The organism is Ramlibacter cellulosilyticus, from assembly GCF_014297465.1.
Classification (GTDB): domain Bacteria; phylum Pseudomonadota; class Gammaproteobacteria; order Burkholderiales; family Burkholderiaceae_C; genus Ramlibacter; species Ramlibacter cellulosilyticus.
The window spans coordinates 26,149-50,342 of the sequence record NZ_JACORT010000010.1 but is presented as its reverse complement, the minus strand read 5'-3'; the positions used below and the strand labels follow the sequence as shown (position 1 = coordinate 50,342).

20 protein-coding genes and 1 tRNA gene are annotated in these 24,194 nt (G+C 72.3%); 9 read left to right on the top strand and 12 right to left on the bottom strand.

Going from position 1 to position 24,194, the window contains the following annotated elements:
- Positions 1-7: 7 nt before the first annotated feature.
- The 4 genes from pal to H8N03_RS20490 all read left to right on the top strand — a co-directional run bounded on the left by pal (position 8) and on the right by H8N03_RS20490 (position 2,219).
- Complete coding sequence (gene pal, locus H8N03_RS20505; protein WP_187078090.1) at positions 8-535, top strand: peptidoglycan-associated lipoprotein Pal; 528 nt, start codon at positions 8-10, stop codon at positions 533-535.
- A complete protein-coding gene (gene ybgF, locus H8N03_RS20500; protein WP_187078089.1) occupies positions 532-1,293 on the top strand; it encodes a tol-pal system protein YbgF in 762 nt (253 codons plus the stop codon). The genes pal and ybgF overlap by 4 nt, the downstream gene beginning before the upstream one ends.
- A 16-nt stretch (positions 1,294-1,309) precedes the next feature.
- Positions 1,310-2,101 carry a tRNA threonylcarbamoyladenosine dehydratase gene (locus tag H8N03_RS20495; RefSeq protein ID WP_187078088.1) on the top strand — a complete coding sequence of 264 codons (792 nt, stop codon included), beginning with the start codon at positions 1,310-1,312 and terminating at the stop codon, positions 2,099-2,101.
- A gap of 42 nt (positions 2,102-2,143) precedes the next feature.
- Positions 2,144-2,219 (top strand) — tRNA-Lys (locus tag H8N03_RS20490).
- A gap of 61 nt (positions 2,220-2,280) precedes the next feature.
- On the opposite strand, the gene H8N03_RS20485 is transcribed toward H8N03_RS20490, so the two are convergent.
- From H8N03_RS20485 to H8N03_RS20475, 3 genes are all read right to left on the bottom strand, one after another.
- Positions 2,281-2,688, bottom strand: coding sequence for a hypothetical protein (locus tag H8N03_RS20485; protein ID WP_187078087.1), 408 nt, complete (start codon positions 2,686-2,688; stop codon positions 2,281-2,283).
- A 152-nt stretch (positions 2,689-2,840) separates the two neighbouring features.
- A complete protein-coding gene (locus tag H8N03_RS20480) occupies positions 2,841-3,173 on the bottom strand; it encodes a cyclic nucleotide-binding domain-containing protein (protein WP_187078086.1) in 333 nt (110 codons plus the stop codon).
- A 21-nt stretch (positions 3,174-3,194) separates the two neighbouring features.
- Positions 3,195-3,467, bottom strand: a complete 273-nt coding sequence (locus H8N03_RS20475; RefSeq protein ID WP_187078085.1) for a hypothetical protein — start codon at positions 3,465-3,467, stop codon at positions 3,195-3,197.
- Positions 3,468-3,848: 381 nt separating this feature from the next.
- Between H8N03_RS20475 and H8N03_RS20470 the strand changes: the two genes are divergently transcribed.
- Positions 3,849-4,148, top strand: a complete 300-nt coding sequence (locus H8N03_RS20470) for a hypothetical protein (RefSeq protein WP_187078084.1) — start codon at positions 3,849-3,851, stop codon at positions 4,146-4,148.
- 22 nt (positions 4,149-4,170) lie between these two features.
- Here H8N03_RS20470 and H8N03_RS20465 read toward each other — a convergent pair whose 3' ends face one another.
- Entirely contained in the window at positions 4,171-5,346 is a 1,176-nt protein-coding gene (locus H8N03_RS20465) for an ATP-binding protein (RefSeq protein WP_187078083.1), read from the bottom strand.
- A 214-nt stretch (positions 5,347-5,560) separates the two neighbouring features.
- Here H8N03_RS20465 and H8N03_RS20460 point away from each other — a divergent pair, with 214 nt between their 5' ends.
- Positions 5,561-5,929 (top strand): hypothetical protein, encoded by a 369-nt coding sequence (locus tag H8N03_RS20460; RefSeq protein WP_187078082.1) that lies wholly within the window; start codon positions 5,561-5,563, stop codon positions 5,927-5,929.
- 77 nt (positions 5,930-6,006) lie between these two features.
- Entirely contained in the window at positions 6,007-6,726 is a 720-nt protein-coding gene (locus H8N03_RS20455; RefSeq protein WP_187078081.1) for a Crp/Fnr family transcriptional regulator, read from the top strand.
- A 48-nt stretch (positions 6,727-6,774) separates the two neighbouring features.
- On the opposite strand, the gene H8N03_RS20450 is transcribed toward H8N03_RS20455, so the two are convergent.
- Entirely contained in the window at positions 6,775-7,542 is a 768-nt protein-coding gene (locus H8N03_RS20450; RefSeq protein WP_187078080.1) for a Crp/Fnr family transcriptional regulator, read from the bottom strand.
- A gap of 256 nt (positions 7,543-7,798) precedes the next feature.
- Here H8N03_RS20450 and H8N03_RS20445 point away from each other — a divergent pair, with 256 nt between their 5' ends.
- Complete coding sequence (locus tag H8N03_RS20445; protein ID WP_187078079.1) at positions 7,799-16,462, top strand: GH36-type glycosyl hydrolase domain-containing protein; 8,664 nt, start codon at positions 7,799-7,801, stop codon at positions 16,460-16,462.
- A gap of 42 nt (positions 16,463-16,504) precedes the next feature.
- On the opposite strand, the gene H8N03_RS20440 is transcribed toward H8N03_RS20445, so the two are convergent.
- A complete protein-coding gene (locus tag H8N03_RS20440; RefSeq protein WP_187078078.1) occupies positions 16,505-16,825 on the bottom strand; it encodes a sulfurtransferase TusA family protein in 321 nt (106 codons plus the stop codon).
- A 98-nt stretch (positions 16,826-16,923) separates the two neighbouring features.
- On the opposite strand from H8N03_RS20440, the gene H8N03_RS20435 reads away from it, so the two are divergent.
- On the top strand, positions 16,924-17,802 hold the full coding sequence (locus H8N03_RS20435; RefSeq protein ID WP_222623081.1) for a hypothetical protein: 879 nt from the start codon (positions 16,924-16,926) through the stop codon (positions 17,800-17,802).
- An 84-nt stretch (positions 17,803-17,886) separates the two neighbouring features.
- Here the strand turns inward: H8N03_RS20435 and H8N03_RS20430 are convergent, their stop codons facing one another.
- The 6 genes from H8N03_RS20430 to H8N03_RS20410 form a co-directional block, all read right to left on the bottom strand.
- Positions 17,887-18,183 (bottom strand): SemiSWEET transporter, encoded by a 297-nt coding sequence (locus tag H8N03_RS20430; RefSeq protein WP_187078077.1) that lies wholly within the window; start codon positions 18,181-18,183, stop codon positions 17,887-17,889.
- Between the two features lie 79 nt (positions 18,184-18,262).
- A complete protein-coding gene (locus tag H8N03_RS20425; RefSeq protein ID WP_187078076.1) occupies positions 18,263-18,781 on the bottom strand; it encodes a hypothetical protein in 519 nt (172 codons plus the stop codon).
- A 35-nt stretch (positions 18,782-18,816) separates the two neighbouring features.
- Positions 18,817-20,766 (bottom strand): ABC-F family ATP-binding cassette domain-containing protein, encoded by a 1,950-nt coding sequence (locus H8N03_RS20420; protein ID WP_187078075.1) that lies wholly within the window; start codon positions 20,764-20,766, stop codon positions 18,817-18,819.
- A 182-nt stretch (positions 20,767-20,948) separates the two neighbouring features.
- Complete coding sequence (gene prmB / locus H8N03_RS26435) at positions 20,949-21,812, bottom strand: 50S ribosomal protein L3 N(5)-glutamine methyltransferase (protein WP_354005153.1); 864 nt, start codon at positions 21,810-21,812, stop codon at positions 20,949-20,951.
- Positions 21,809-22,954: a succinyl-diaminopimelate desuccinylase gene (gene dapE / locus H8N03_RS26430; protein WP_255428314.1), complete on the bottom strand. Its 1,146-nt coding sequence runs from the start codon at positions 22,952-22,954 to the stop codon at positions 21,809-21,811. The genes prmB and dapE overlap by 4 nt, the downstream gene beginning before the upstream one ends.
- A gap of 58 nt (positions 22,955-23,012) precedes the next feature.
- Entirely contained in the window at positions 23,013-24,170 is a 1,158-nt protein-coding gene (locus H8N03_RS20410; RefSeq protein WP_187078073.1) for a PilT/PilU family type 4a pilus ATPase, read from the bottom strand.
- Between the last annotated feature and the right edge of the window lie 24 nt (positions 24,171-24,194).

Sequence of the window (24,194 nt, the reverse complement as noted above, 5' to 3'; positions counted from 1 at the left end):
CTCAGGAATGAAGCAGTCCCTGTTGCTGGCTGCGGCTTTCGCGGCCGCACTGGCGGGTTGCGCCAGTGGCGTGAAACTCGACGACGTCCCGGTCGAAGACCGTGCGGGCCGCACCGGCGCCGCGGTCACCCCCGGCGCGGGCGGGCAGACCCAGGTGCAGCCGGTCCAGGCCGACACGGCCGCTTCCAGCCAGGCCGGCCCGGTGAACGTGGCGCGCGTCATCTACTTCGACTACGACAGCTACGTCATCAAGCCCGAGTTCCAGCGGGCCATCGAGGCGCATGCGCAGTTCCTGAAGCAGAACGGCGCCCGCCACGTGGTGATCGAAGGCCACACCGACGAGCGCGGCGGCCGCGAGTACAACCTGGCGCTGGGCCAGAAGCGCTCCGAGGCCGTGCGCCGCGCGCTCGAACTGCTCGGCGTCCGCGACGCGCAGGTCGAGGCCGTGAGCTTCGGCAAGGAGAAGCCGGCCGCCCAAGGCGCCGACGAAACCGCCTGGGCGCAGAACCGCCGCGCCGAGATCGCCTACCGATGAAGGCGCTGAAACGTTCCGCGCTCGCGGCCGCGCTCGTCGCCGCGTCCCTCTTCACCGCCACCGCGCAGGCGGCGCTGTTCGAGGACGACGAGGCCCGCCGCGCCATCCTCGACCTGCGGCAGCAGCTGCAGCAGCAGCGCGAGGAGCTGCGGCGCGCGAACGAGGAGAACGCCGGCCTGCGGCGCAGCCTGCTCGAACTGCAGAACCAGATCGAGATGGTGCGCGCCGAGATGGCACGCATGCGCGGCAGCGACGAGCAGCTCGCGCGCGACCTCGCGGACCTGCAGAAGCGCCAGCGCGACATCCAGCAGGGTGTCGACGACCGCCTGCGCAAGTTCGAACCCGTGCAGGTCACGGTGGACGGCAAGGAGTTCTCCGCCGACCCCGCGGAGCAGCGCGAGTTCGAAGCAGCCCTGGGCGCCTTCCGCCGCGGCGACTTCACCGCGGCGCAGGCCGGGTTCGGCGACTTCGTGCGCAAGTACCCCGGCAGCGGCTACCGTCCCACGGCGCTGTTCTGGCTGGGCAATGCGCAGTACGCCAACCGCGACTACCGCGGCGCCATCGCGAACTTCCGCGCGCTGCTGCAGCAGGCGCCGGACCATCCGCGCGCGCCGGAGGCCGTGCTGTCCATCGCGAACTGCCAGATCGAGCTGAAGGACAACGCGAGCGCCCGCCGCACGCTGGACGACCTGGTCAAGGCCTATCCGCAGTCCGAGGCGGCCAGCGCCGCGCGGGAGCGCCTCGCGCGCCTGCGTTGACGCGTCCGCCCGCCGCATGACGCACCTGGACGAGGCCGCGGACCTGCAGCGGCGCTTCGGCGGGCTGGAGCGCCTGTACGGCATGGAGGGTGCCGCGGCGATCCGCCGCGCGCACGTGGCCGTGGTGGGCATCGGCGGCGTCGGGTCCTGGGCCGCCGAGGCGCTCGCGCGCAGCGGCGTGGGCGCCCTGACCCTCATCGACCTCGACCACGTCGCCGAGTCCAACATCAACCGCCAGGTCCACGCGCTGGCCGGCACGCTCGGCCAGGCCAAGGTGCTGGCGATGCGCGACCGCATCGCGCAGATCCATCCGGGCTGCGCCGTCCATGCCATCGAGGAGTTCGTGGAGCCGGACAACTGGCCCGCGCTGCTGCCGCCCGGCGTCGACGCCGTCATCGATGCCTGCGACGAGCTCAAGGCCAAGACCGCCATGGCCGCGTGGGCGCGCGACACGAAGGCGCTCTTCATCGCCTGCGGCGCGGCGGGCGGCAAGCGGCTGGCGCACCAGGTCGACGTGGACGACCTCGCGCGCACCACGCACGACCCGCTGCTGGCGCAGCTGCGCTACCGCCTGCGCAAGTTCCACCGCGCGCCGAAGGAAGGCAAGCGCATCGGCATCCCCTGCGTGTTCAGCCGCGAAGCCGTGGCCCCGCCGGACCCGTCGTGCGCGATCGGAGGCGACGGCTCGCTCAACTGCCACGGCTACGGTTCGGTGGTGAGCGTGACGGCCACGTTCGGGCAGTGCGCCGCCGGTTGGTTGCTCGATCGCATCGCTGCACGCAAGAGCACCGGAAAAAGCACGCTATAATCGCGGGCTTTGCTGCTCACGAAATGTGAGTGGTGAATTGTTGGGACGTTAGCTCAGTTGGTAGAGCAGCGGACTTTTAATCCGTTGGTCGCAGGTTCGAATCCTGCACGTCCTACCAGGTGCCCGATGCGGAAAGCCTGCCATCGCTTGATGGCAGGCTTTTTCTTTTCCGCGCTGCTTCACGGCGCTGCGGGTTCCGTCGGCAGGTTCCAGGTACGGTCGCCGCCGATCAACTGCATGCCGTCGCCCACCTGCCAGCGCCCGCGCAGCGCATCGTGGCTCTGCCGCAGCGATCCATCCGGCAGCCGCACGGTGAAGACCCACGCGGCCGGCCGCAGGTCGGTGGCTTCCATCCGGTCGATGGCCTCGACGACTCCGCACATCTGGCAACGCACGCGCTCCGGCGCGGCCGTCAGCGGGGGTTGCAGGGCCATCGGGGCTTCCGCGGCAGGCGCCCCCGCCGCCGGCCACAGCACCTGCGTCGCGGCGAACAGGGCGAAGGCTGCGCCGGCGCCGAGCATCCCGCGCCAGGCGGAGTTCGCGGGCAACCGGAGATGCCAGGCGGGCGATGCGCGGTTCGAGGTCATGTGGTTCCGATGCTGCCGCGGTGACGGGAGCGACCTGCGCATGTTGCCCGGCCGGCGCGTGGCTGTCCGTACGGTGGCGCGCACAGGGCCTGGGTCCGGCGCCCCTGCTCACGTTGCCTCGGCGTCCGGCAGCAGGCGGTCGTATTCCTTCTTCACCACGCCATAGCATTCGCACGCGCGCCGCTCGATCGCGGGCCGGTGGCCTCGCCGGAAGTGGACTGGCCGCCCATGAAGAGGGAAAAGCCGACCAGTCCCTCGTTACCGACCAGGGCGACCTCCGCGGACGCGCCGTTCTCCATCACTTGCAGCAGCGAGACGATGGCGGTGGCGGGAAAGACGATGTGTGCCAGGGCGCCGCCGGGGGAGTACAGCACCTGCCCCAGCGCCAGGGAGACGGGCTGCAGGTGCGGCTGCACGCGCCGCCACTCGGCGTCGCCGAGCGCCGCGAGCAGGCAGTTCTCACGCGGGTCGGGGAATGGCGGCATCTCGTGGGCGGCCCCGGCCCCTCAGGCGCGATCGCGCCGTCCATCCAGGATCGTCAGGAGCAGCATGGCCGCCGCGGCTCCCACCGCCGCGGAGATGAGCGCCGACTTCACCGGCTCGTCGGCGACGTAGCGGCGGGCCGTGCTTGCGTAGTGCCCCAGCCTGCGGCGGGCCGCGCCGCGTGCCTCGGCGGTCGATGCCGCGCCGGTGTCGAGGACCTGCGCGCCTGCGTCGAGGGTTGCTGCGGCCGTGCCGGCGACCTGGGGGCCGATGGAGGGGCTGGTGGAGTTCGTCATGATCGCTCCTGTCGGGGAGGGGAAGGGCTGCAGCGGTGGCGGCAGGCCCGGCTTGCGCGAGGAGTCGAGTGTCCGGGCGCGCGCACGGCGGGTCTGTACGCAAGCGAACGGAGCGCCACGGCCGCGGCATCCCGCGCGGGCCGTCCGCGCGCCGACGCCCAGACGGGTCGTGCCGCGCCGGGGGACCTTGCGCGCTTGCCGGAACGATGCCGCGGCAGGAAGCCGGACATCATGCGAGACCTCCCGATTCACGTCGCTCCAGGGGCCCTGTGCGAGCAGCAGGTCCGGCGGTCGGTGCGCTGCCGCACCGACGCGCCGCCCCGCGCGTTGCAGGCTGCAATGTGGCGTCATCCCGATGCCCGCCAGGAGTTGCGCACCATCATGCTTCACGCGAAGGAGCTCCGCGACGGCGGGTTCTACTGGTACCTGGACGCGATCGGTTCGCCGCCGCAGGTCGTCGAAGTGGTGGGAGACGACGTCCTGATGGTGCGGTTCACGGGACGCGAAGACGAGGACGCGCTGGCGGAACTGGCCGGGTCCTTCGTCGGCCCGCTGCGGCCGCCGGGCGCGGCGCAGGTGCTCAGCGACGTCGAACAGAAGGCCGTCCAGGCCGCACTCTCCCGCAGGACGGCCCAGGTTCCCGGGCCCGCGAGGGAATGCGGCGAAGGGCATCCGAGCTGATGCGCCGCGGGGCCCGGGGCCTTCAGGCGTGCTGGCGCGGCAGGCTGACCGTGAAGGTCGTGCCCGCCTCGGCGGTCGACTCGATGGTGAGCTCGCCCCCGTGCGCCAGCACGATCTCCCGGCAGATGTACAGCCCCAGCCCCAGCCCCGCCGGCTCGCGCGGCGCGCCGCGCCCGGCCTCCTCGATGCCGCGCTGCAGCGGCTGGAAGATGCGCTCCCGCTGGGCGGGCGGGATCACCTCGCCGAAGTTGTGCACCGAGAAGGAGACGGCCGCGGGCGTCGACCACAGGCGCACGGTCACCTCGGTCCACGGCGAGCCATGGACCAGCGCGTTGCCCAGCAGGTTGGAGAGGAGCTGGCCCATCCGGCCTTCGTCCCAGCTGCCGCCGAAGTCGCCGAGGCTTTCCAGCCGCAGGATGCGGGTGGGATGGCGCACCTGCGTCTCATCCACCACCTTGGCAAGCTGCTGCGACAGGTCGCCGCGCACGCGCTCGATCGGCATCACGCCGCTGGCTTGCGCCCGCGTGAAGTCGACCACCTGCTCGATGATGGCCTTGATGCGCGTTGCGGCATTGTTGATCGGCGCAGCCGCCGTCGCGGTGAGCTTGCCCGAGCGCACGAGGCTCTCCGCGCTCATCAGGATGGTGCCGAGCGGGTTGCGGATGTCGTGGCCCAGGATGCCGATGAACAGTTCCGCCGACGTCCCGGTCTGCCGCGTATAGCGGCCGACCGATTCGGCGATGGCCTGGTCGATGGCTTCGTTGAAGCGGGTCAGGTCCGTGAGGTCCCGCGGGTCGGCGCCCCCGCCCTGCCGTGACCAGATCTTCAGCACGCTGGCGCGCAGTGCGCGGTACTCGGTGATCATGGCATCGACGGCGAAGCCGGCCAGCAGGCGGAAATCCGCATGCGTCTCCGCCGGTGTCGGCAGCGTGCCGCGCGGGCCGAGGCCCTTGCCCTTGGCATCCTGCTGCGCGGCCGTCTGCGGCTGCGCCAGGTCCGCCGCGATCGCCTTCAGGATCTCGGCGGCGTGGTCGCGCAGGGCCGCCGGATCCAGCGGCAGCCCGCCGTTGTCCACGGTGGCCGCGAACGCGTCCCAGGCCTCCAGGATTTCGGCGGCATGCGAGACCAGGAAGTCGTGCAGGCGCGGCCGCAGCGCAGCGTGTGGCAGCGGGGAAGCGGCGGTGGGGGAGGGTGGCACGAGGCACCTCGCGGAAGCGGTGCGCATGCGGGCTGAGCGGGCGAACCCATCGGCTGGGGCACGACGAAAGCCGACTCGGTGGAACGAGGGAGTGTAGGCGCTTTTGGCAGCCGCGGCACGCAGCAGCGCGCCCGCGACCGCCGGCGTGCGTGCTGGGTGCGCCACCGCACGGACACGGACCGCCGCGCCGGCCAGGCTTCGTGCCTGCTTCCCGTTGGAGGCCGCCGAACACCTGGCCGGGCTGGACCCGGATTGCCGAATGACCCCGCCCGATCCCCTGCGCACCGACGACGACCGGATGGCGCGCCGCGCTGATCTGCTGGAAACGCTCCGCCTGCTGGATGCCGCGCGGTTGAAGCTCAAGGAGGCGCTGCGCGCGGAAGGCGAGTTCCTGGCCGGCGCATCCGAGGCGGTGAACGCCAGCGGCGCGGCCAGTCCGCAGGCCACACTCGCCTTCCGCTCGGCGCAGGTCGCGCACGCGCGTTCGACGGCCGCGGCGGGCGAAGTCCGCGCGCTGAACGCGCAGGCCGATGCGGCGGCCGAACTCCCGCGCGCGGCGCCGGATCCCGCGGGGCCTTGCTGAGGCGGCTGCGCGTGGACCGATCGGTGCGCGGGCGCGCGCAACGCGCACGCGAGCCTATAGTGGGGCAGGAGAATCCCATGCCCGCCCCCGTGGACCCGCCCCGCAACCGCCTGCTCGCCGCATTGCCGCCGGAGGAGTGGGCGCGCTGGCAGCCCCACCTGGAGCCCGTGGCGATGCCGCTGGGTCAGGTGCTGTCCGAGTCCGGCGTGGCGATGTCGCACGTGTACTTCCCCACCACCTCGATCGTCTCCCTGCTGTACGTCATGGAAGACGGCGCTTCGGCGGAAATCGCCGTGGTCGGCAACGAAGGCATCGTCGGCGTCTCGCTGTTCATGGGCGGCGAGAGCACGCCCAGCAGCTCGGTCGTGCAAAGCGCGGGGGCCGGCCTGCGCATGCCGGCTCGCGTCCTGAAGGAGGAGTTCAACCGGTCCGCGGCGGTCCTGCACCTGCTGCTGCGCTACACCCAGGCCCTGATCACGCAGATGGCGCAGACGGCGGTATGCAACCGGCATCACTCGCTCGACCAGCAGTTGTGCCGCTGGCTGCTGCTGAGCCTCGACCGCCTGGAGTCGAATGCGCTGGTGATGACCCAGGAACTGATAGCGAACATGCTGGGGGTGCGCCGCGAAGGGGTCACCGAGGCGGCCCTCAAGCTGCAGCGCGCGGGCCTCATCGACTACCGCCGCGGCCGCATCACCGTGCTGGACCGCCCGGGCCTGGAGCGCCGGACCTGCGAGTGCTACGCCGTCGTGCGCAAGGAATACCAGCGCCTGCTGGCGCAGCGGCCCGTGCCGTGACGGCTGCGAAGGGGCCAGGCGTCGACCATGCCGGCCCGCATCGGGGCTTCACAGGACGTCCGGCCCGGTGGCCGCCTCGCCCCCGTTGCGCTGCATCAGACGCGCGTACGAGGCGCAATCCGCCGCATAGCAGGCGCAGGCCGCGGCTCTCAGGCCGGCGCGGTCCACCAGCGTGAGCATGCCGCGGTGGTAGGCGATCAGTTGCCGCTCCTGCAGCGCCGCTGCCGCTTGCGTGACGCCTGCCCTGCGTACCCCCAGGGCGGCGGCGAGCTCCTCGTGCGTCGCCCGCATGGGCTCGCGCGGGGCGCGGTCCTGCGTCATCAGAAGCCAGCGCGCGAGCCGGCCCTCCAGCCTGTGGTGGCGCGTGCACCATGCGGCCTGGGCCAGTTGCGCCAGCGACACCAGCACATAGCGCCGCATGACGCCGCGCAGCGCCTCGCCCGCGCGCAACTGCAACTGCAGCGCCGGCACCGCGATACGCCAGGCGGCGCCCGCCCGGGTCACGGTGGCGCGCAGCGTCGACGCCGTGGACCCGAGCAGCAGGGGCACGCCCACCATGCCTTCGGCGCCGACGAGCGCCAGCTCGAGTCCGTGGTCCCGGCCCGTCGCGCCGACCCCGAGCGAGACGATCGCATCGAGCGGGAAGTACGCGTGCGTGGCGCGCCGCCCGGGACGCATCAGCACGGCGCCGGCCGGCAGCTCGACCCGTTCGCACGCCTGCAGCAGGAAGGCGCGCTCCGGCGGGGCCAGGCCGGCCAGGAGGCGGTTGGCGCGCACCGCCCCAGGGTCGGCGGAGTTCGCAGGCTGGACCTTCATGGCGCCGAGCGTGAACCCGGAAGGGACGCAGCGTCTGCGCGGTGGGCCACACAGCGCGGCTGCGTACGCTGGCGTACAGACCGGCCCCTGCGCCGCTCGCACACTCGATGCGCCACCGTGAAAGGACTGCCATGGAGCTGCCGGCCCGCAGCGGGCCCGCCTGCCGCCGGGCGTCGGCTCGTGGATGACCATGGGAGATGCGCATGCCGAACGGACGGCGACGCGGGAACGGGGAAGCCGGGAAAGCCAGGGCGCCATGCGCGCGCGCGCCGCGCCTGGCGCGGTGACGGCCTGGCTGCGTTCCAGGCTGCGGCCGCTGGTGGACCTCGCCACGCCGTGGGTTGTGGCGGACGCCGCGCCCAACGACCGCCCGCTGCGCGCCGAGCTGCTCAGTGCCGACCAGATGGAGCGGCACGGCCAGGCCCTGGCGCGCACCCACGTCTGGGAGCTCACGCGGGCCGCGGACCGGCTGCTGCCGCGCCTGGCCGACAACCGCCGCACGCTCGCGGCCGTCTGCGCGGTCCTGCTGGAGGACGAAGCGCGCCGGTGCACGCCGGCCGGTGAATGGCTGGTCGACAACGACTACCTCCTGCAGCAGGAGATGCGGGCCGCCGCGCGCTACCTGCCGACCGGCTACAGCCGGGCGCTTCCGCGCCTGCGGTCGGGGCCCGGCGCGGGACTGCCGCGCGTCTACGACCTCGCCGTGCGGGCCGTAGCCCATGGGGACGGCCGGCTGGAGCTCGGCACGCTGCGGGCCTTCTTCGCCGCCTACCAGAGCGTGAGTCCGCTGCTGCTGGGGGAGCTCTGGGCGATCGCCATCATGTTGCGGCTGGCGTTGATCGAGAACCTGCGGCGCGTCGCCGTGCGCGTGGCCGCGAGCCGCGCGCAGAGCCAGCTCGCCGCCGGCTGGGCGGACCGCATGTTCGAGGTGGCGGGACGCGAGCCGAAGGGCTTGATCCTCGTCGTGGCCGACATGGCGCGCTCGGAGCCGCCCATGACGCCGGCCTTCGTGGCGGAACTGGTGCGGCGCCTGCATGGCCACAGCGCCGCCCTGGCGCTGCCCCTCAGCTGGCTGGAGCAGCGGCTCGCCGAGACGCACCAGAGCGCCGACCAGCTCGTGCAGGCGGAGGCGCAGTCCCAGGCGGCCGAGCAGGTCTCGGTGAGCAACAGCATCGGCAGCCTGCGCCTGCTCGCCGCCACGGACTGGCCGGCGTTCGTCGAGAACCTGTCCGTGGTGGAGCGCACCTTGCGCGCAGACCCGGCCGGGGTGTACGCGCACATGGACTTCGCCACGCGCGACACGTACCGCCACGCCGTGGAACGGATCGCCCGCGCCAGCGCCGCCACCGAGGAGGCCGTGGCGCAGGCTGTCGTCGCCATGGCCGGCGCGGCCGCGCGGCCGGACACATCCGACGACGACCTCCGGCGCGCCCACGTCGGCTACTACCTGGTGGGCCCGGGGCGGCCCGCGGCCGAGGCGCGGGTCGGCGCGCGCGCGGGCCTGGCGACCACCTTGCGCCGGGGCTTCGCGCGCCATCCGCTCGCCTGGTACGCCGGGAGCATCGCGGCCGCGAGCCTGCTGCTGCCGGCCTTGCTGCTGTTGCGCACGGTGCCGCTCGGCGGGGCAGGGTCCTGGCCCACCGTCGCGCCCGCGTGGTGGATCGTTGCCGGGCTCGCGCTGCCGCTCGCGGCCAGCCAGCTCGCCGTGGCGCTGGTCAACTGGCTGGCGATGCTGCTGGCGCGCCCGCGGCCGCTGGCGCGCATGGACTTCTCCGCCGGCATCCCCGCGCGCGCGCGCACCCTCGTGGTGGTCCCCACCATGCTGGATGGCGCGGCGGCCATCGCGGCCCTGGTGGAGGCCCTGGAAGTGCGCTTCCTCGCCAACCGGGACGACGAGCTGCGCTTCGCCCTCCTCACGGACTTCCACGATGCGCCGTCGCAGCACTGCGAAGGCGACGACGCCCTCGTGCGCGCCGCCTGCGCCGGCATCGCGGCGCTGAACGACAGGTACCCTTTGGCCGCGGGGGGCGGCCGCTTCTTCCTGCTGCACCGCGCACGCGCATGGAACGGCCGCGACGCCGTGTGGATGGGATACGAGCGCAAGCGCGGAAAGCTCGCGGCGCTCAACGGGCTGCTGCGCGACGGCGACGCGCGACGCTTCGCCGCCACCACCGGCGACCTGGCACTGCTGGCCGGCGTGCGCTACGTGATCACGCTCGACACCGACACGCAGCTGCCGCGCGACGCCGCGTGGAAGTTCGTCGCCACGATGGCGCATCCGCTGAACCGGCCGCGGTTCGGCGGCGCGCCGCAGGCCTGCCGGGTGGTGGAGGGCTACGGCATCCTGCAGCCGCGCGTGGCCGTCAGCCACGCGGCCGCCCATCGCTCCCGCTACGCGCTCCTGCACGGAGGCGAGCCGGGGATCGATCCGTATACGCGCGCCGTGAGCGACGTGTACCAGGACGTGTTCGGCGAAGGCTCGTTCATCGGCAAGGGCATCTACGAGGTGGATGCGTTCGAGCGCGTGCTGGGCGGGCGCCTGCCGGAGGACCAGGTCCTCAGCCACGACCTGCTGGAAGGCTGCTATGCGCGCAGCGGGCTGCTCAGCGACGTGCAACTGGTGGAGGATTCGCCGGCCCGCTACGACGACGACGTGCGGCGCCGCCACCGCTGGATGCGCGGCGACTGGCAGATCGCCGGCTGGCTGCTGCCGCGGCTGCGCCTGCGCACCGCCGATGCGCGCGACCCGGCGGCGACGCAGGTGCGCCGGGTGCCCAATCCGCTCTCGGCGCTGTCGCGCTGGAAGATCCTCGACAACCTGCGGCGCAGCCTCGTGCCCGTGGCGCTCACCGTCTCCCTGGTGCTCGGGTGGACCGTGCTGCAGCCGGCCTGGCTGTGGACCCTGGCCGCGCTCGGCGTCCTCTTCCTGCCCGGGTTCCTCGCGCTGGCCGCGGACGCGGTCCGCAAGCCGGTGGAGACCCCCCTGCGGCAGCACCTCGCCGCGCTGGTGCCGGCGGCGCGCAGCGGCCTCGCCCAGGCCGTGCTCGCGCTCGCCTGCCTGCCGCACGAAGCCTGGGTCAGCCTGGATGCCATCGTGCGCACGACGTGGCGGCTGCGGTGGTCCGGGCGCCGCCTGCTGGAATGGGAGCCATCCCGGCAGGGCGCAAGCGCCCCGGCGGGAACGGCCGCCAGCGAGCTCGCCCGCTCCTTCCGGCGCATGGCGTTCGCGCCGGTGTGCGCCGTCGCGGTCGCAGGCGCCCTGGCGGCATGGCGCGCCGATGCGCTGGCGGCCGCGCTGCCGGTGCTCGTGCTGTGGCTGGGCGCCCCGGGGCTCGCCTGGTGGGTCAGCCGGCCGCTGGTGCGCCGGCGCAGCACGCTGGACGCGGAACAGGCCGCCGAACTGCGCCGGCTCGCGCGGCGCACCTGGGCCTTCTTCGAGACTTTCGTGACCGCGGACGAGCACTTCCTGCCGCCGGACAACATGCAGGAAGTGCCTGAGCCGCGCGTTGCCCACCGCACCTCGCCCACCAACATGGGCCTGTCGCTGCTCGCCAGCCTCGCGGCGCGGGACTTCGGCTACCTCACCGAGATGCAGCTGATCGAACGCACGGGGGCGACCCTGGCCACGATGGAGCGGCTGGAGCGCCACCATGGGCATTTCCTGAACTGGTACGACACGCGCTCGCTGCAGCCGCTGCGCCCGGCGTACGTCTCCAGCGTGGACAGCGGCAACCTGGCCGGCCACCTGCTCACGCTGCGCGCGGGCCTGCTGCTCCTGGCCGACGAGGCCCCGCAGGTGGAGCGGCTGCTGCATGGCCTGGCGGACACTCTGGCGCTCGTGCGGCAGGGCGGCGGCGCGATCGCCACTCCCGTGTCGCGGTTCTCGCGCCTGCTGGCCCTGGGCCTGCCGCCGGGCGGCGAGCTGCAGGCCATGGACGACCTGCACCGGTGCGCGGTCGACATCCGGGCGGCGACCGCGCTGTCCGCCGGTCGCGCGCCGGGCGATGCGGATCGCTGGAGCCTCGCGCTCGCGGACCAGTGCGCGGCCGCGCGCGACGAGATCCGGCGGCTGCTGCCCGCGCAGGCGTCGGCGGGCCGGTCGTGGCACGCCGGCGCTCTGCAGGCCCGGCGCGCAGCCCTGCGCGCCCTCGCGGAGCGTGCCGGCGCCCTGGGCGCGATGGACCCCGCGTTCCTCTACGACCCGGTTTGCCGCCAGCTCGCCATCGGCTACAACGTGGACGACCGCCGCCGCGACGCGGGCTTCTACGACCTGCTCGCCTCCGAAGCCCGGCTCGCGATCTTCGTCGCCGTGGCCCAGGCCCAACTGCCGCAGGAGAGCTGGTTCGCCCTGGGCCGCCAGGCGGCCTCGCTCGAAGGGCGCACGGTGCTGCTGTCCTGGAGCGGGTCCATGTTCGAATACCTGATGCCCCTGCTGGTCATGCCCAGCTACGGCAACACGCTGCTGGACGAAACCATGCACGGCGCGGTCGCAGCCCAGGTTCGCTACGGCCGCCTGCGCGGCGTGCCCTGGGGGATCTCGGAGTCCGGCTACAACCTGACGGACTCGCACCTCAATTACCAGTACCGCGCGTTCGGCGTGCCGGGGCTCGGCCTCAAGCGCGGCCTGGCGGACGACGTGGTGGTGGCGCCTTACGCCACGGTGCTGGCGCTGATGGTCGACCCTGCCGCCGCGACGCCCAATCTCCGGCGTCTCGCGGCCGAGGGCGCCGCCGGCACCTTCGGCTTCTACGAGGCGGTCGACTACACGGCGGCGCGGCTGCGCCGCGGCGAGAGCCGCGCGGTCGTGCGCTCCTACATGGCGCACCACCAGGGCATGAGCCTGCTCGCGGTGGCGCACGCGCTGCTGGACCGGCCGATGCAGCGGCGCTTCGCGAGCGACCCGCGCGTGCGCGCGACCCTGCTGCTGCTGCAGGAGCGCGTGCCGCGCGCGGTGGCGCCGCGCGATGCCGCCGCCCCGCCCGCGGACGACCGCGGCGCCGGCGCGCAGGCGCAGACGCCGCTGCGCATCGTCTCCGACCCCGACACTCCCGCCCCCGAGGTGCAGCTGCTGTCCAACGGCCGCTACCACTTGATGCTGAGCCACGCGGGCGGGGGCTACAGCCGCTGGAAGGACCTCGCGCTCACCCGCTGGCACGAAGACCGCACCACGGACGCGTGGGGCAGCTTCTGCTACCTGCGCGACCTGGACACCGGCACCTTCTGGTCGGCCGCCCACCAGCCGGCCCGCTGGAAGGCGGACCACAGCGAAACGATCTTCACCGAGGGCCGCGCGGAGTTCCGCCGCGTGGACCAGGGCATCGACGCGTACACGGAGATCGTGGTTTCGCCGGAGGACGACATCGAGCTGCGCCGCCTGCGCCTGACCAACCGGGGCCGCGCGCGGCGCGTGATCGAGGTGACGAGCTACACGGAGCCGGTGCTGTCGCCCGCCGCCGCCGACGCGCAGCACCCGGCGTTCAGCAAGCTGTTCCTGCAGACCGAGATCCTGGCGGACCCCGCCGCGCTGCTGTGCACCCGCCGCCCGCGCGCGGCCGGGGACGCATCGCCGTCGATGTTCCACCTGGTGGCCGTGCACGGCGCGCAGGCCGGCTCCGCCTCGCACGAGAGCGACCGGGCACGTTTCATCGGCCGCGGCCGCAGCCTGCGCTATCCCGCCGCGCTGCGCGACGCGGCGCCGCTGTCGGGCAGCAGCGGCGCGGTGCTGGACCCGGTGCTGGCCACGCGGCGCGTGGTGACGCTGGAGCCCGAGCAGACCGCCGTCGTCGACCTGGTCTGGGGCGTGGCGGACAGCCGCGAAGGGTGCATTGCGCTCGCGCGCAAGTACATGGACCGCAGGATCGCGGACCGCGTGTTCGAGCTCGCCTGGACGCACAGCCAGGTGAGCCTGCGGCAGCTCAACGCGAGCGAGGCCGATGCGCAGCTCTATGCCCGCCTGGCCAGCGGCGTGGTGTATTCCGATGCACACCTGCGCGCTCCCCCGGCGGTCCTGCTGCGCAACCGCCGCGCGCAGTCGGGACTGTGGGGCTATGCGATATCGGGCGACCTGCCGATCGTGCTGCTGCAGATCGGCGACGCCTCCAGCATGGAGCTGGTGCGGCAGCTGGTGCAGGCACATGCGTGGTGGCGCCTCAAGGGCCTCGCGGTCGACCTGGTGATCTGGAACGAGGAGCGCGACGTCTACCGCCAGCGCCTGCAGGAGGAGATCCTGGGCCTCATCGCCGGCAGCATCGAATCGCACGAGGTCGACCGTCCGGGCGGCATCTTCGTGCGGCACGCCGAGCAGATCGCCGTGGAAGACCGCGTGCTGCTGCAGTCGGTGGCTCGCGTGATCCTGGCCGACCGCCTCGGCTCGCTGGCGGAGCAGGTCGGGCGCCTGCGGGTCCCGCGGACGAAAGTGGCGCCGCTGGCCGCCACGCGCGGCGCGGCGCCGGCGGCGGCGAAGGCAGGCGCCCCGCGCGAGCCACTGCTGTTCGACAACGGGCTCGGGGGGTTCACCCCGGACGGCCGCGAGTACGCCGTCGCGCCTGCCGCCGGCGAGCGGCCCCCGGCGCCCTGGGTGAACGTGATCGCCAATCCGCGCTTCGGCACCGTGCTGTCCGACGCGGGCAGCAGCTACACCTGGTGCGAGAACGCGCACGAACTGCGCCTCACGCCCTGGCACAACGACGGCGTCACCGACGATTGCGGCGAGGTGCTGTACCTGCGCGACGAGGAAAGCGGGAGGCTGTGGAACCCCACCTCGCTGCCGCTGGCCGGGGAGGCGGCGGCACCGTCCGCCTACGTGGCGCGGCACGGCTTCGGCTACAGCGTGTTCGAGCACGACGAGGGCGGGGTCCACAGCGAACTCACCGTCTTCGTCGCGACCGACGCGGCGGTGAAGTTCTCGCGGCTGGTGCTGCGCAACGACGGCGACCGCACCCGTCAGCTCTCGGCCACCGCGTACGTGGAATGGGTTCTGGGCGACATGCGCGCGCGCACCGCACCCCACATCCACACCGAGGTGGCGGCGGACAGCGGCGCCGTGCTCGCGCGCAACCGCTACAGCAACCAGTTCGGCGACTGGCTTGGCTTCCTCGACGTCGACGAGGCCGACCGCCTCGCGGGCACGATGACTTGCGACCGCACCGAGTTCATCGGCCGCAACGGCTCGCTGCGCGGCCCCGCCGCCCTGCGCCGCGCGCACCTCTCGGGCCGCAGCGGCGCGGCGCTGGACCCTTGCGCGGCGATCCAGGTCCCGTTGCGGCTGGCACCGGGCGAATCGCGCGAGGTGACCTTCCGGCTCGGCATGGGCCGCAGCCTGGACGAAGTGCAGCAGCTGGTCGCGCGCTTCCGCGGCAGCTTCGCCGTGCAGCAGGCGCTGGCCGACGTGCATGCCCACTGGAAGCACCTGCTGGGTGCGGTGCAGGTCCGCACCCCCGACCCGGCGCTGGACGTGCTGGCCAACGGGTGGCTCGTCTACCAGACGCTCGGCTGCCGCATCATGGCGCGCAGCGGGTACTACCAGTCGGGCGGCGCGTTCGGGTTCCGCGACCAGCTGCAGGACGCGATGGCGCTGGTGCACGCGCGTCCGCTGGTGCTGCGCGAGCAGCTGCTGGCCTGCGCCGGCCGCCAGTTCGCCGAAGGCGACGTGCAGCACTGGTGGCATCCGCCCGCGGGCCACGGCGTGCGCACGCGCATCTCCGACGACTACCTCTGGCTGCCGCTCGCGCTGTGCCGCTACGTGGAGGCGACCAACGACACGGGCGTGCTGGCCGAGCCGGTGCACTTCCTCGAGGGGCGCGCGCTCGGGCCGCAGGAAGAGTCCTATTACGACCTGCCCGTGCGCTCCGGCCGCGCCGCCAGCGTCTATGCCCATGCCGCGCTCGCGCTCGAGCACGGGCTGCGCTTCGGCGCGCATGGGCTGCCGCTGATGGGTGCCGGGGACTGGAACGATGGCATGAACCGCGTCGGCCACGCGGGACGGGGCGAGAGCGTCTGGCTGGGGTTCTTTCTGTGCGAGGTGCTGCGGCAGTTCGCGCCTCTCGCGCGGCGCCAGGGCGATGACGCGCTGGCGCGGCGCTGCGAAGCCGAACGCGCCGGGCTGTCGGAGCGCCTCGAAGCGTCGGCGTGGGACGGCGAGTGGTACCTGCGCGCCTGGTTCGACGACGGCACGCCGCTCGGCGCGAGCGCAGGGACGGAGTGCCGGATCGACGCCGTCGCGCAGAGCTGGTCCGCGCTATCCGGCGTGGCTGCCCGGGGGCGCGCCGTGCAGGCGATGCGGTCGGTGTCCGCGCGGCTGGTGCGGCCGCAGGCTCGCCTCGTGCAGCTGCTCGACCCCCCCTTCGACGGCAAGGGGCCGGACCCGGGCTACATCGCCGGCTACCTGCCGGGCGTGCGGGAGAACGGCGGCCAGTACACCCATGCGGCGGTGTGGACCGCCATGGCCTTCGCCGCGCTCGGGGATGCGCGGCGGGCCTGGCAGGTGATGGACATGATCAACCCCCTGAACCACGGCCGCACGCCCGCGGACATCGCCACCTACCGGGTGGAGCCGTACGTGGTGGCGGCCGACGTGTACGGCGTGCCGCCGCATACGGGGCGCGGCGGCTGGAGCTGGTACACCGGCTCCGCCGGCTGGATGTACCGGCTCGTCGTCGAGTCGCTGCTCGGCCTGCGGCTGCGGATCACGGACGACGGGGCTTCCCTGGAGATCACGCCCTGCCTGCCGGAGCACTGGAGCGGCTACGCCGTGGACTATCGCTTCCGCACCGCGACCTACCGCATCGAAGTGGGCGCCGGGCCCGCGCCGCCGGGCATCGAGGTCGACGGCCAGCCGCAGGGCGGCGGCCGCCTGGCGCTCGTGGACGACGGCAAGGCCCACGTCGTCCGCGTGAAAGTCGCAGGCAGGCAGCCGGCCTGAGCGAACGCGGCGAGCGCGAAGCGCCGCCCGCAGCGCCGGCGCTCAGCGCTTGCGGCGCAGGAGGTGGACGACCTCGTCGCCGATCTGCTCCTGCGACAGGAGCTCGTAGCCGACCACGTGCTTCACCAGCGACTGGAACTCGGCGATCGTCTGTTCGGACGTGGTCAGCACCCGGAGCTGCTCGCCCGGCTGCATGGCCCGCAGCGCGCGATGGGCGCGCAGCACGTGCAGCGGCGAGCTGATGCCGCGCGCGTCGATCTCCTGCGTCCGGCCGTGTTCCGCGGCCGCGGATGCGGCCGCATCCGGCGCGAGGTCCCCGAAGCCGGAGACGAATTCCTTCTCACCTTGTTCGAGCCTGGACATGGTTCCGCCTCATGCGCTGTTGTCCGACAGGATACCCTGCGCGCCGGGGAAACAATCCCCGCGCGGCGAGAGCCGCGAACTACAGGATGGAGAAGAACATGCAAAGGAAGACCCTCGCCGTCGCGGCGTGCCTCGCCCTGGCCGGGCTGTCGGCGCAGGCGCAGACCACCGGCACCACCGGCACGCCGGGCAGTGCCCCCGTCGTGCGCGGCGACCGCAACGCCCAGATCACGACCCAGGTGCAGCGCAACGTGCCGCGCTCGCAGCGCGAAGCCGCGGCCGCGCAGGGCAGCCGCTACCGCCCCGCGGACCCGGCGGCCGGCGATCCGCCGGACGTGCTGCTGGACATCCCGAACCTCTCGGTGGACGAGATCAAGCTGGACGTGCAGAACCTCCAGGCCCACGTGTCGCTGGACGCGCGCGTCGCCAACCTGGTGAAGATCACGGCCGGCGTCGATGCGGGCATCGACAAGGTGAACCTCGAGATCAAGGGCGTGAAAGCGACCGTGCTGCTCGTCGTGCGGCTGGACAACGTGCGCGAGATCATCGACAAGACGCTCATCACGCTGGACAAGAACCCGCAGCTCGTCGATCGCCTGCTGCAGTCGGTGGACAACACCGTCGACACGGTGGGCGGCGTCGCGAACACGGCGCTGCAGCCCGGGGGCGTGATCTCCCAGACCGTCAACACGCTGGGGCAGACGGTCACCCGCACGGTCGACACGGCGGGCAACCTGCTGGAGCGCACGGTGGACCAGACGGGCCGCGTGCTGTCGTCCCGCACCGTGGGCAAGGCGCTGGACCTGCCCGTCGTGCGCGAGACCTCCAACACGGCCGGCCAGGTGGTGCGCCAGGTGCGCGACCAGGGCGGCAGCATCCTGGAGCTGACGCTGGACCGCGCGAGCGGCCAGGTGGTGAATTCCCGCGTGCTCAACGGCGCGGGCGGGGCGAGCGCGACGACGGCGCCCGCGCGCTGATCACTGCCTCTGCAGGCGCGGCCGCACGAAGCCCAGGCGGTCGCGCAGGGCGCGCTGCCGGACAGCCGCGCCGCCGGCAGGGCGTCAGGCGCGCGCCATGCGCGGCTTGCCGTGCCCGCGGTCCTTGCGCCCGTACCGGAGCTTGGCCACCAGGACCAGGAAGGCGAGCACGAGGCTGACGCTGTTGGCGATGATCATCGGCGTCTCGCCCAGCACGATCCCGTAGGCGAGCCAGATCGCGATGCCCAGGGTGAAGATGCAGTACATGCGCAGCGAGATGCCGCTCACGTCGTGGGTGCGGAAGGCGCGCCATGCCTGCGGGACGAGAGCGATGGTGGTCAGGGCGCCGGCGACGTAGCCGAGGACGTCGGTGGTTTGCATGGTGTCGTTCGTTCTGCGGATGCGGTGATTGCAACCCGGCCGCACGACGGCGCGGATAGGCGCCGGGTGTCTGCGCCTGTCAGCCGGACGCTGATCCCGGGGCGGGCAGGGCAGGCACCGGCGGACGCAGGCGCGCCCGGCGGCAGACCTCGACGCAGTCCCGGATGTGCTGCTCGCCGAGGTAGCGGATCGCGCCGTAGCTGATCAGGGCCGACACGAGCTGCCCGGCGAGGGGCACGAAGCGCGCCGCGCGCTTGACGGTGAGCCGGCGGCCCACCGCTGCCGACGCGCGGATCACCAGGTCCTTCGTGATGAACTTGCCGATCACCATGGAGCCGACGACGCCCACGGCCTGCTCGACCTGGTCGCGCTTGCGCTGGGGCATCTGCGCGATCTGTTCCGCCGTGAGACCGAACTCGGCGCTGATCGCCGGGATCATCTTCGACAGGAGGGCCGCATCGACCACCCAGTCGAGGCCGGGCACCGGCACCACGCTCGCGGCGGCGCCGGCGAAGGCGCGCCGCCTCAGCAGACGGCGTGCGCGATCGGCGGCAGCCTGCACCACGGGGTCGTCGGCGGGAAGAGGGCGGGTGGCCATGGGGAGCAGATGGGATCCTGTCCGCCGCCTGCAAGTCAGCCGCTGGCGGTTTCGGCCGCCTCGATCTCGCCGGACAGCTCCAGCCAGCGTTCTTCCAGGCTTTCCAGTTCTTCCGCGACGGCCTTGAGGCGGCGGCCCGCGTCGGCGATCTCGGCCGGCGCGAGCACCGTGGCCATGCGGCCTTCCAGCTGCGCCTTCTCGGCCTCCAGCGCGGCGATGCGCTGCTCCGCCTGGTCGCGCTCCTTCTTCAGCGGCTTCAGGCGCGTGGCGAGCTGCTGGCGCTGCTGGGCCTGCAGCTTGCGCTGCTCCTGCGGGTTCAGGCGCGGCTCGGTGCCGGCCGGCGCGGCGTTCGCCGCGGCGGAGGCCGTCGCCACCTGCTCGCGGATGCGGCGGGCTTCCTCCAGCAGGTAGCGCTGGTAGTCGTCGAGGTCGCCGTCGAAGGGCGACACGGCGCCGCGGCCGACGAGCCAGAACTCGTCGCACACGGAGCGCAGCAGCGCGCGGTCGTGGCTCACCAGCATCACCGTGCCCTCGAACTCGTTCAGCGCCATCGCGAGCGCCTCGCGCGTGGCGAGGTCCAGGTGGTTGGTCGGTTCGTCGAGCAGCAGCAGGTTGGGCCGTTGCCACACGATCATGGCCAGCACCAGCCGCGCCTTCTCGCCGCCGCTCATGGAGCCGACCGCCTGCTGCACCATGTCGCCGGTGAAGAGGAACTGGCCGAGGAAGTTGCGCAGGTCCTGCTCGCGGTCGGACTGGCCGGTGGCCGCGGCCTGTTCGCGCGCGAGGCGGATCATGTGTTCCAGCGGCGTGTCCTGCGGGCGGAGCACGTCCAGCTCCTGCTGCGCGAAGTAGCCGATGGCGAGGCCCTTGCCTTCGGTCACGCGGCCGGCGAGCGGCGGCATGGTGCGCGCGATGGTCTTCACCAGCGTGGACTTGCCCTGGCCGTTGGCGCCGAGGATGCCGATGCGCTGCCCGGCGAGGACGGAGCGGTTGACGTTGCGCAGGATGATCTTCTCGCCGTAACCGAAAGACCCGTCCTGGATCGCCAGCATCGGGTTGGGCAGGTTCTGCGGCTCGCGGAACTCGAAGGTGAATTCCGCGCTGGCCAGGACCGGCGCGATCTTCTCCATGCGCTCCAGCGCCTTGACGCGGCTCTGCGCCTGCTTCGCCTTGGTCGCCTTGGCCTTGAAGCGGTCGATGAACTTCTGCAGGTGGGCGATCTTGTCCTGCTGCTTCGCGTAGGCCGCCTGCTGCTGCTCCAGCTGCTGCGCGCGCAGCAGTTCGAAGCCGCTGTAGTTGCTGCCGTAGCGCGTGAGCTGCTGGCTGTCGATGTGCAGCGTCACGCCGGTCACCGCGTCGAGGAATTCGCGGTCGTGGCTGATCACCACGAGCGTGCCCGCGTAGCGTTGCAGCCAGCCCTCGAGCCAGACGAGCGCGTCGAGGTCCAGGTGGTTGGTCGGCTCGTCCAGCAGCAGCAGGTCCGAAGGGCACATGAGCGCGCGCGCAAGCTGCAGGCGCATGCGCCAGCCGCCGGAGAAGCTGTCCACCGGCCGGTCCAGTTCGTCGGGGCGGAAGCCCAGGCCGAGGATGAGCGCCTGCGCGCGCGGCACGGCGTCGTGCGCGCCGGCGTCGGCGAGGTCGGAATGCGCGTGGGCGATGGCGATGCCGTCGCCGGCCGTCTCGGCGCGCGCGAGCTCCTCCTGCAGGGCCACGAGGCGCGTGTCGCCCCCGAGCACGAAGGCGGTCGCGGGCTCGTCGGTTTCCGGCATGTGCTGGGCCACCTGGGCCAGCTGCCATTGCGCGGGCACGGAGAACTCGCCCGCGTCTTCATGCAGGCTGCCGTTCAGGAGGGCGAAGAGGGTGGACTTGCCGGCGCCGTTGCGGCCCACCAGGCCGACTTTCTCGCCGGGGTTGATGGTGACGGAGACGCCATCGAGCAGCACCTTGGCGCCGCGGCGCAGGGTCACGTTGCGAAGCTGGATCACCTGGCGATTTTCGCATCTGCTGGGGTGCGCTTCGCGCAACCCAGCCTACGGGCGTTGGTGATTTGCGTGTTTGCTGGGGTGCGCATTCGCGCAACCCAGCCTACGGCCGCTACAAAGGCGGGCCATCGTTGCGCACGGACCGTAGGCTGGGTTGCGCGAACGCGCACCCCAGCGATGCGGCGTCAGCCGCGCAACGCTTCCGCCGTCAGCAGCAGCACCTGCTCCGCCCCCGCGCTCGTCTCCAGCCACACGGCCTCCAGCCCCGGGAACGCCGCCTCGAAGTTCTCCCGCTCGTTGCCGATCTCCAGCACCAGTACGCCGTCCGCGCCCAGGCGCGAAGGCAGGTCGCGCAGCAGCGCGCGCACGAAGTCCATCCCGTCGGCGCCGCCCGCCAGCGCCAGCTCGGGCTCGGCCCGGTATTCCTCCGGCAGCTGCGCCATGCTCCGCGCATTCACGTAAGGCGGATTGCACAGCACGAGATCGTACGGGCCGGGCAGGGCAGCGAGGCCGTCGGACTGCACGAGGCGGATGCGTTGCTGCAGCCCGTGCTTCTCCACGTTGATGCGCGCGACCTCCAGCGCCTCGGGAGAGATGTCGGCGGCCTCGACGCTCACGTCGGGATAGGCCATCGCCGCCAGCACCGCCAGGCTGCCGTTGCCCGTGCACAGGTCCAGCACCCGCCGCGTGCGTTCGCTCAGCCACGGATCGATGGTGCCGTCGGCCAGCAGCTCCGCGATGAAGCTGCGCGGCACGATGCTGCGCTCGTCGACGTAGAACGGCACGCCTTGCAGCCACGCTTCGCGCGTGAGGTAGGCCGCGGGCTTGCGGGTCGCGATGCGCTTGTGCAGCAGCTCGCGCGCGGCCAGCTGCTCCTCGTGGCGCAGCTCGCGCTCCGCGTGCAGGTCCAGTTCGTCCAGCGGCAGGCCCAGGTGCCACAGCACCAGCCACACGGCTTCGTCGAACGCGTTGGTGGTGCCGTGGCCGAAGCTCACGCCGGCCGCCTCGAGTTGCGCGGCGAGTTCCTCGACGAGGGCGATCAGCTTCACGGCGCGTCCAGGTGTTCCAGCACGCCGCGGTAGATGTCCTTCAGCGGCTCGAGGTCGGCGACCAGCACGTGCTCGTCGATCTTGTGGATGCTGGCGTTGATGGGGCCGAACTCGATCACCTGCGGGCAGATGCGGGAGATGAAGCGCCCGTCGCTGGTGCCGCCGGTGGTGGAGAGCTCGGTCTCCAGCCCCGTGACCTGCCGGATCGCCGCCTGCACGGCGCCCACCAGCTCGCCGGGCGTGGTCAGGAAAGGCTGGCCGCCGACGGTCCACTGCAGCTCGTAGTCCAGGCCGTGGCGGTCCAGGATCGCGTGCACCCGCTGCTGCAGTTCCTCCGCGGTGCTCACGCTGGCGAACCGGAAGTTGAAGTCGATCACCACGCGGTTCGGGATGATGTTGCCCGCCCCCGTCCCGCCGTGGATGTTGCTGATCTGGAAGCTGGTCGGCGGGAAGAAGTCGTTGCCCTTGTCCCATTCCGTGCGCGCGAGTTCGTCGAGCGCCGGCAGCGCCTTGTGGATGGGGTTGAGCCCGAGCTGCGGATAGGCGATGTGCGCCTGGATGCCCTTGACCGTCAGCTTGCCCGTGAGGCTGCCGCGGCGGCCGTTCTTGATCATGTCGCCGAGCTTCTCGACCGAGGTGGGTTCGCCGACGATGCAGAAGTCCAGGCGTTCGCCGCGCTGCTTCAGCTGCTCGCACACGACGACGGTGCCGTCGACGCTGGGGCCTTCCTCGTCGCTGGTGAGGAGCAGGGCGATGCCGAGGTCGGGGTTCGGGTGCTTCGCCAGGAACTCCTCGACGGCCACGGTGAACGCGGCGATGGAGGTCTTCATGTCGGCGGCACCGCGCCCGTACAGCTTGCCGCCACGGTGGCTGGGCACGAAGGGATCGCTGGTCCACTGTTCCAGCGGCCCCGTGGGCACGACGTCCGTGTGGCCTGCGAAGACGAGCGTGCGGCCCGAGCGCCCGGGACGCTTGGCCCAGAGGTTCTTCACGCGGAAATCGGCGGGGCCGCTCACGATGCTTTCGCAGGCGAAGCCCAGCGGCTTCAGGCGTGCCTCGATGAGGGGCTGGCAGTGCCCGTCCTCGGGCGTGACCGAGCGCTGCGCGATCAGCTGCTCGGTGAGGTGGAGCGTCTTGGACATTCCCGCTAGTGTAGGGTGGTGGTGAGCGTAGCGAACCCCACCGCCGCCCCGCGGGCGGTCAGTGCTTCACGTCCAGCGTGATCTCCGTGAACGACGGCTCGTCGTCCAGGTCGATGTCGGTGTCGCCGTCATTGCCGGCGGCCATCGCCGCGTCGGCCTGGCTGTTCTGCAGGCGCCACTGCAGGTTGGTGGGCGAGTCGGCGTAGGCCAGGCCTTCCTTCTTGTCCACGGTGCCGTCCAGGATGAGGCGCGCGATGTCCTGCTCGAAGGTCTGCGAGCCTTCGGCCATGGACTTCTCCATCGCTTCCTTCACGCCGGAGAAGTCGCCCTTCTCGATCAGCTCCGAGACGAGCTTGGTGTTCAGCATGACCTCGACGGCCGGCGCGCGGCCGCCGGAGACCGTGCGCAGCAGGCGCTGCGACACGATCGCCTTCATCGCCGCGGCCAGGTCGCCCAGCATCGTCGGACGCACTTCCACGGGGTAGAAGGACAGGATCCGGTTCAGCGCCTGGTAGCTGTTGTTCGCGTGCATGGTCGCCAGGCACAGGTGACCCGACTGCGCGTACGCGATGGCGGCGGACATGGTCTCGCGGTCGCGGATCTCGCCGATCAGGATCACGTCGGGCGCCTGCCGCAGGGCGTTCTTCAGCGCGGTCTGCAGCGACTGCGTGTCGCTGCCCACCTCGCGCTGGTTCACCACGGACTTCTTGTTCTTGAAGATGAACTCGACGGGGTCCTCGATCGTGAGGATGTGGCCGCTGGAGTTCTCGTTGCGGTAGTCCATCATCGCGGCGAGCGTCGTGCTCTTGCCGGCGCCGGTGGAGCCCACCATCAGCAGCAGGCCGCGCTTTTCCATGATCAGGTCGCCCAGGATCATTGGCACCTGCAGCGAGCCGAGCGGCGGGATCTCGGTGGCGATGTAGCGGATGACGGCGGCGATGCTGCCGCGCTGGCGCATCGCGGAGAAGCGGAAGTTGCCGGCGCCTTCGACCTGGTGGGCCATGTTCAGCTCGCCCGTCGCATCGAGTTCCTCCATGCGGTGGGCGGGCAGCACCTCGGCGAGCAGGGCGCGCGTGGCGTCGGCGGGCAGCAGCTGGTTGTTGATCGGCAGCGTCTGGCCGTTGATCTTGATCATCGCCGGCGCGTGCGCCGACAGGTAGACGTCCGACGCCCGCTTCTCGGACATCAGGCGCAGGATCCGCTCCATCGTTCCCATCTCGACTCCTCTTCTCCGCGCCCG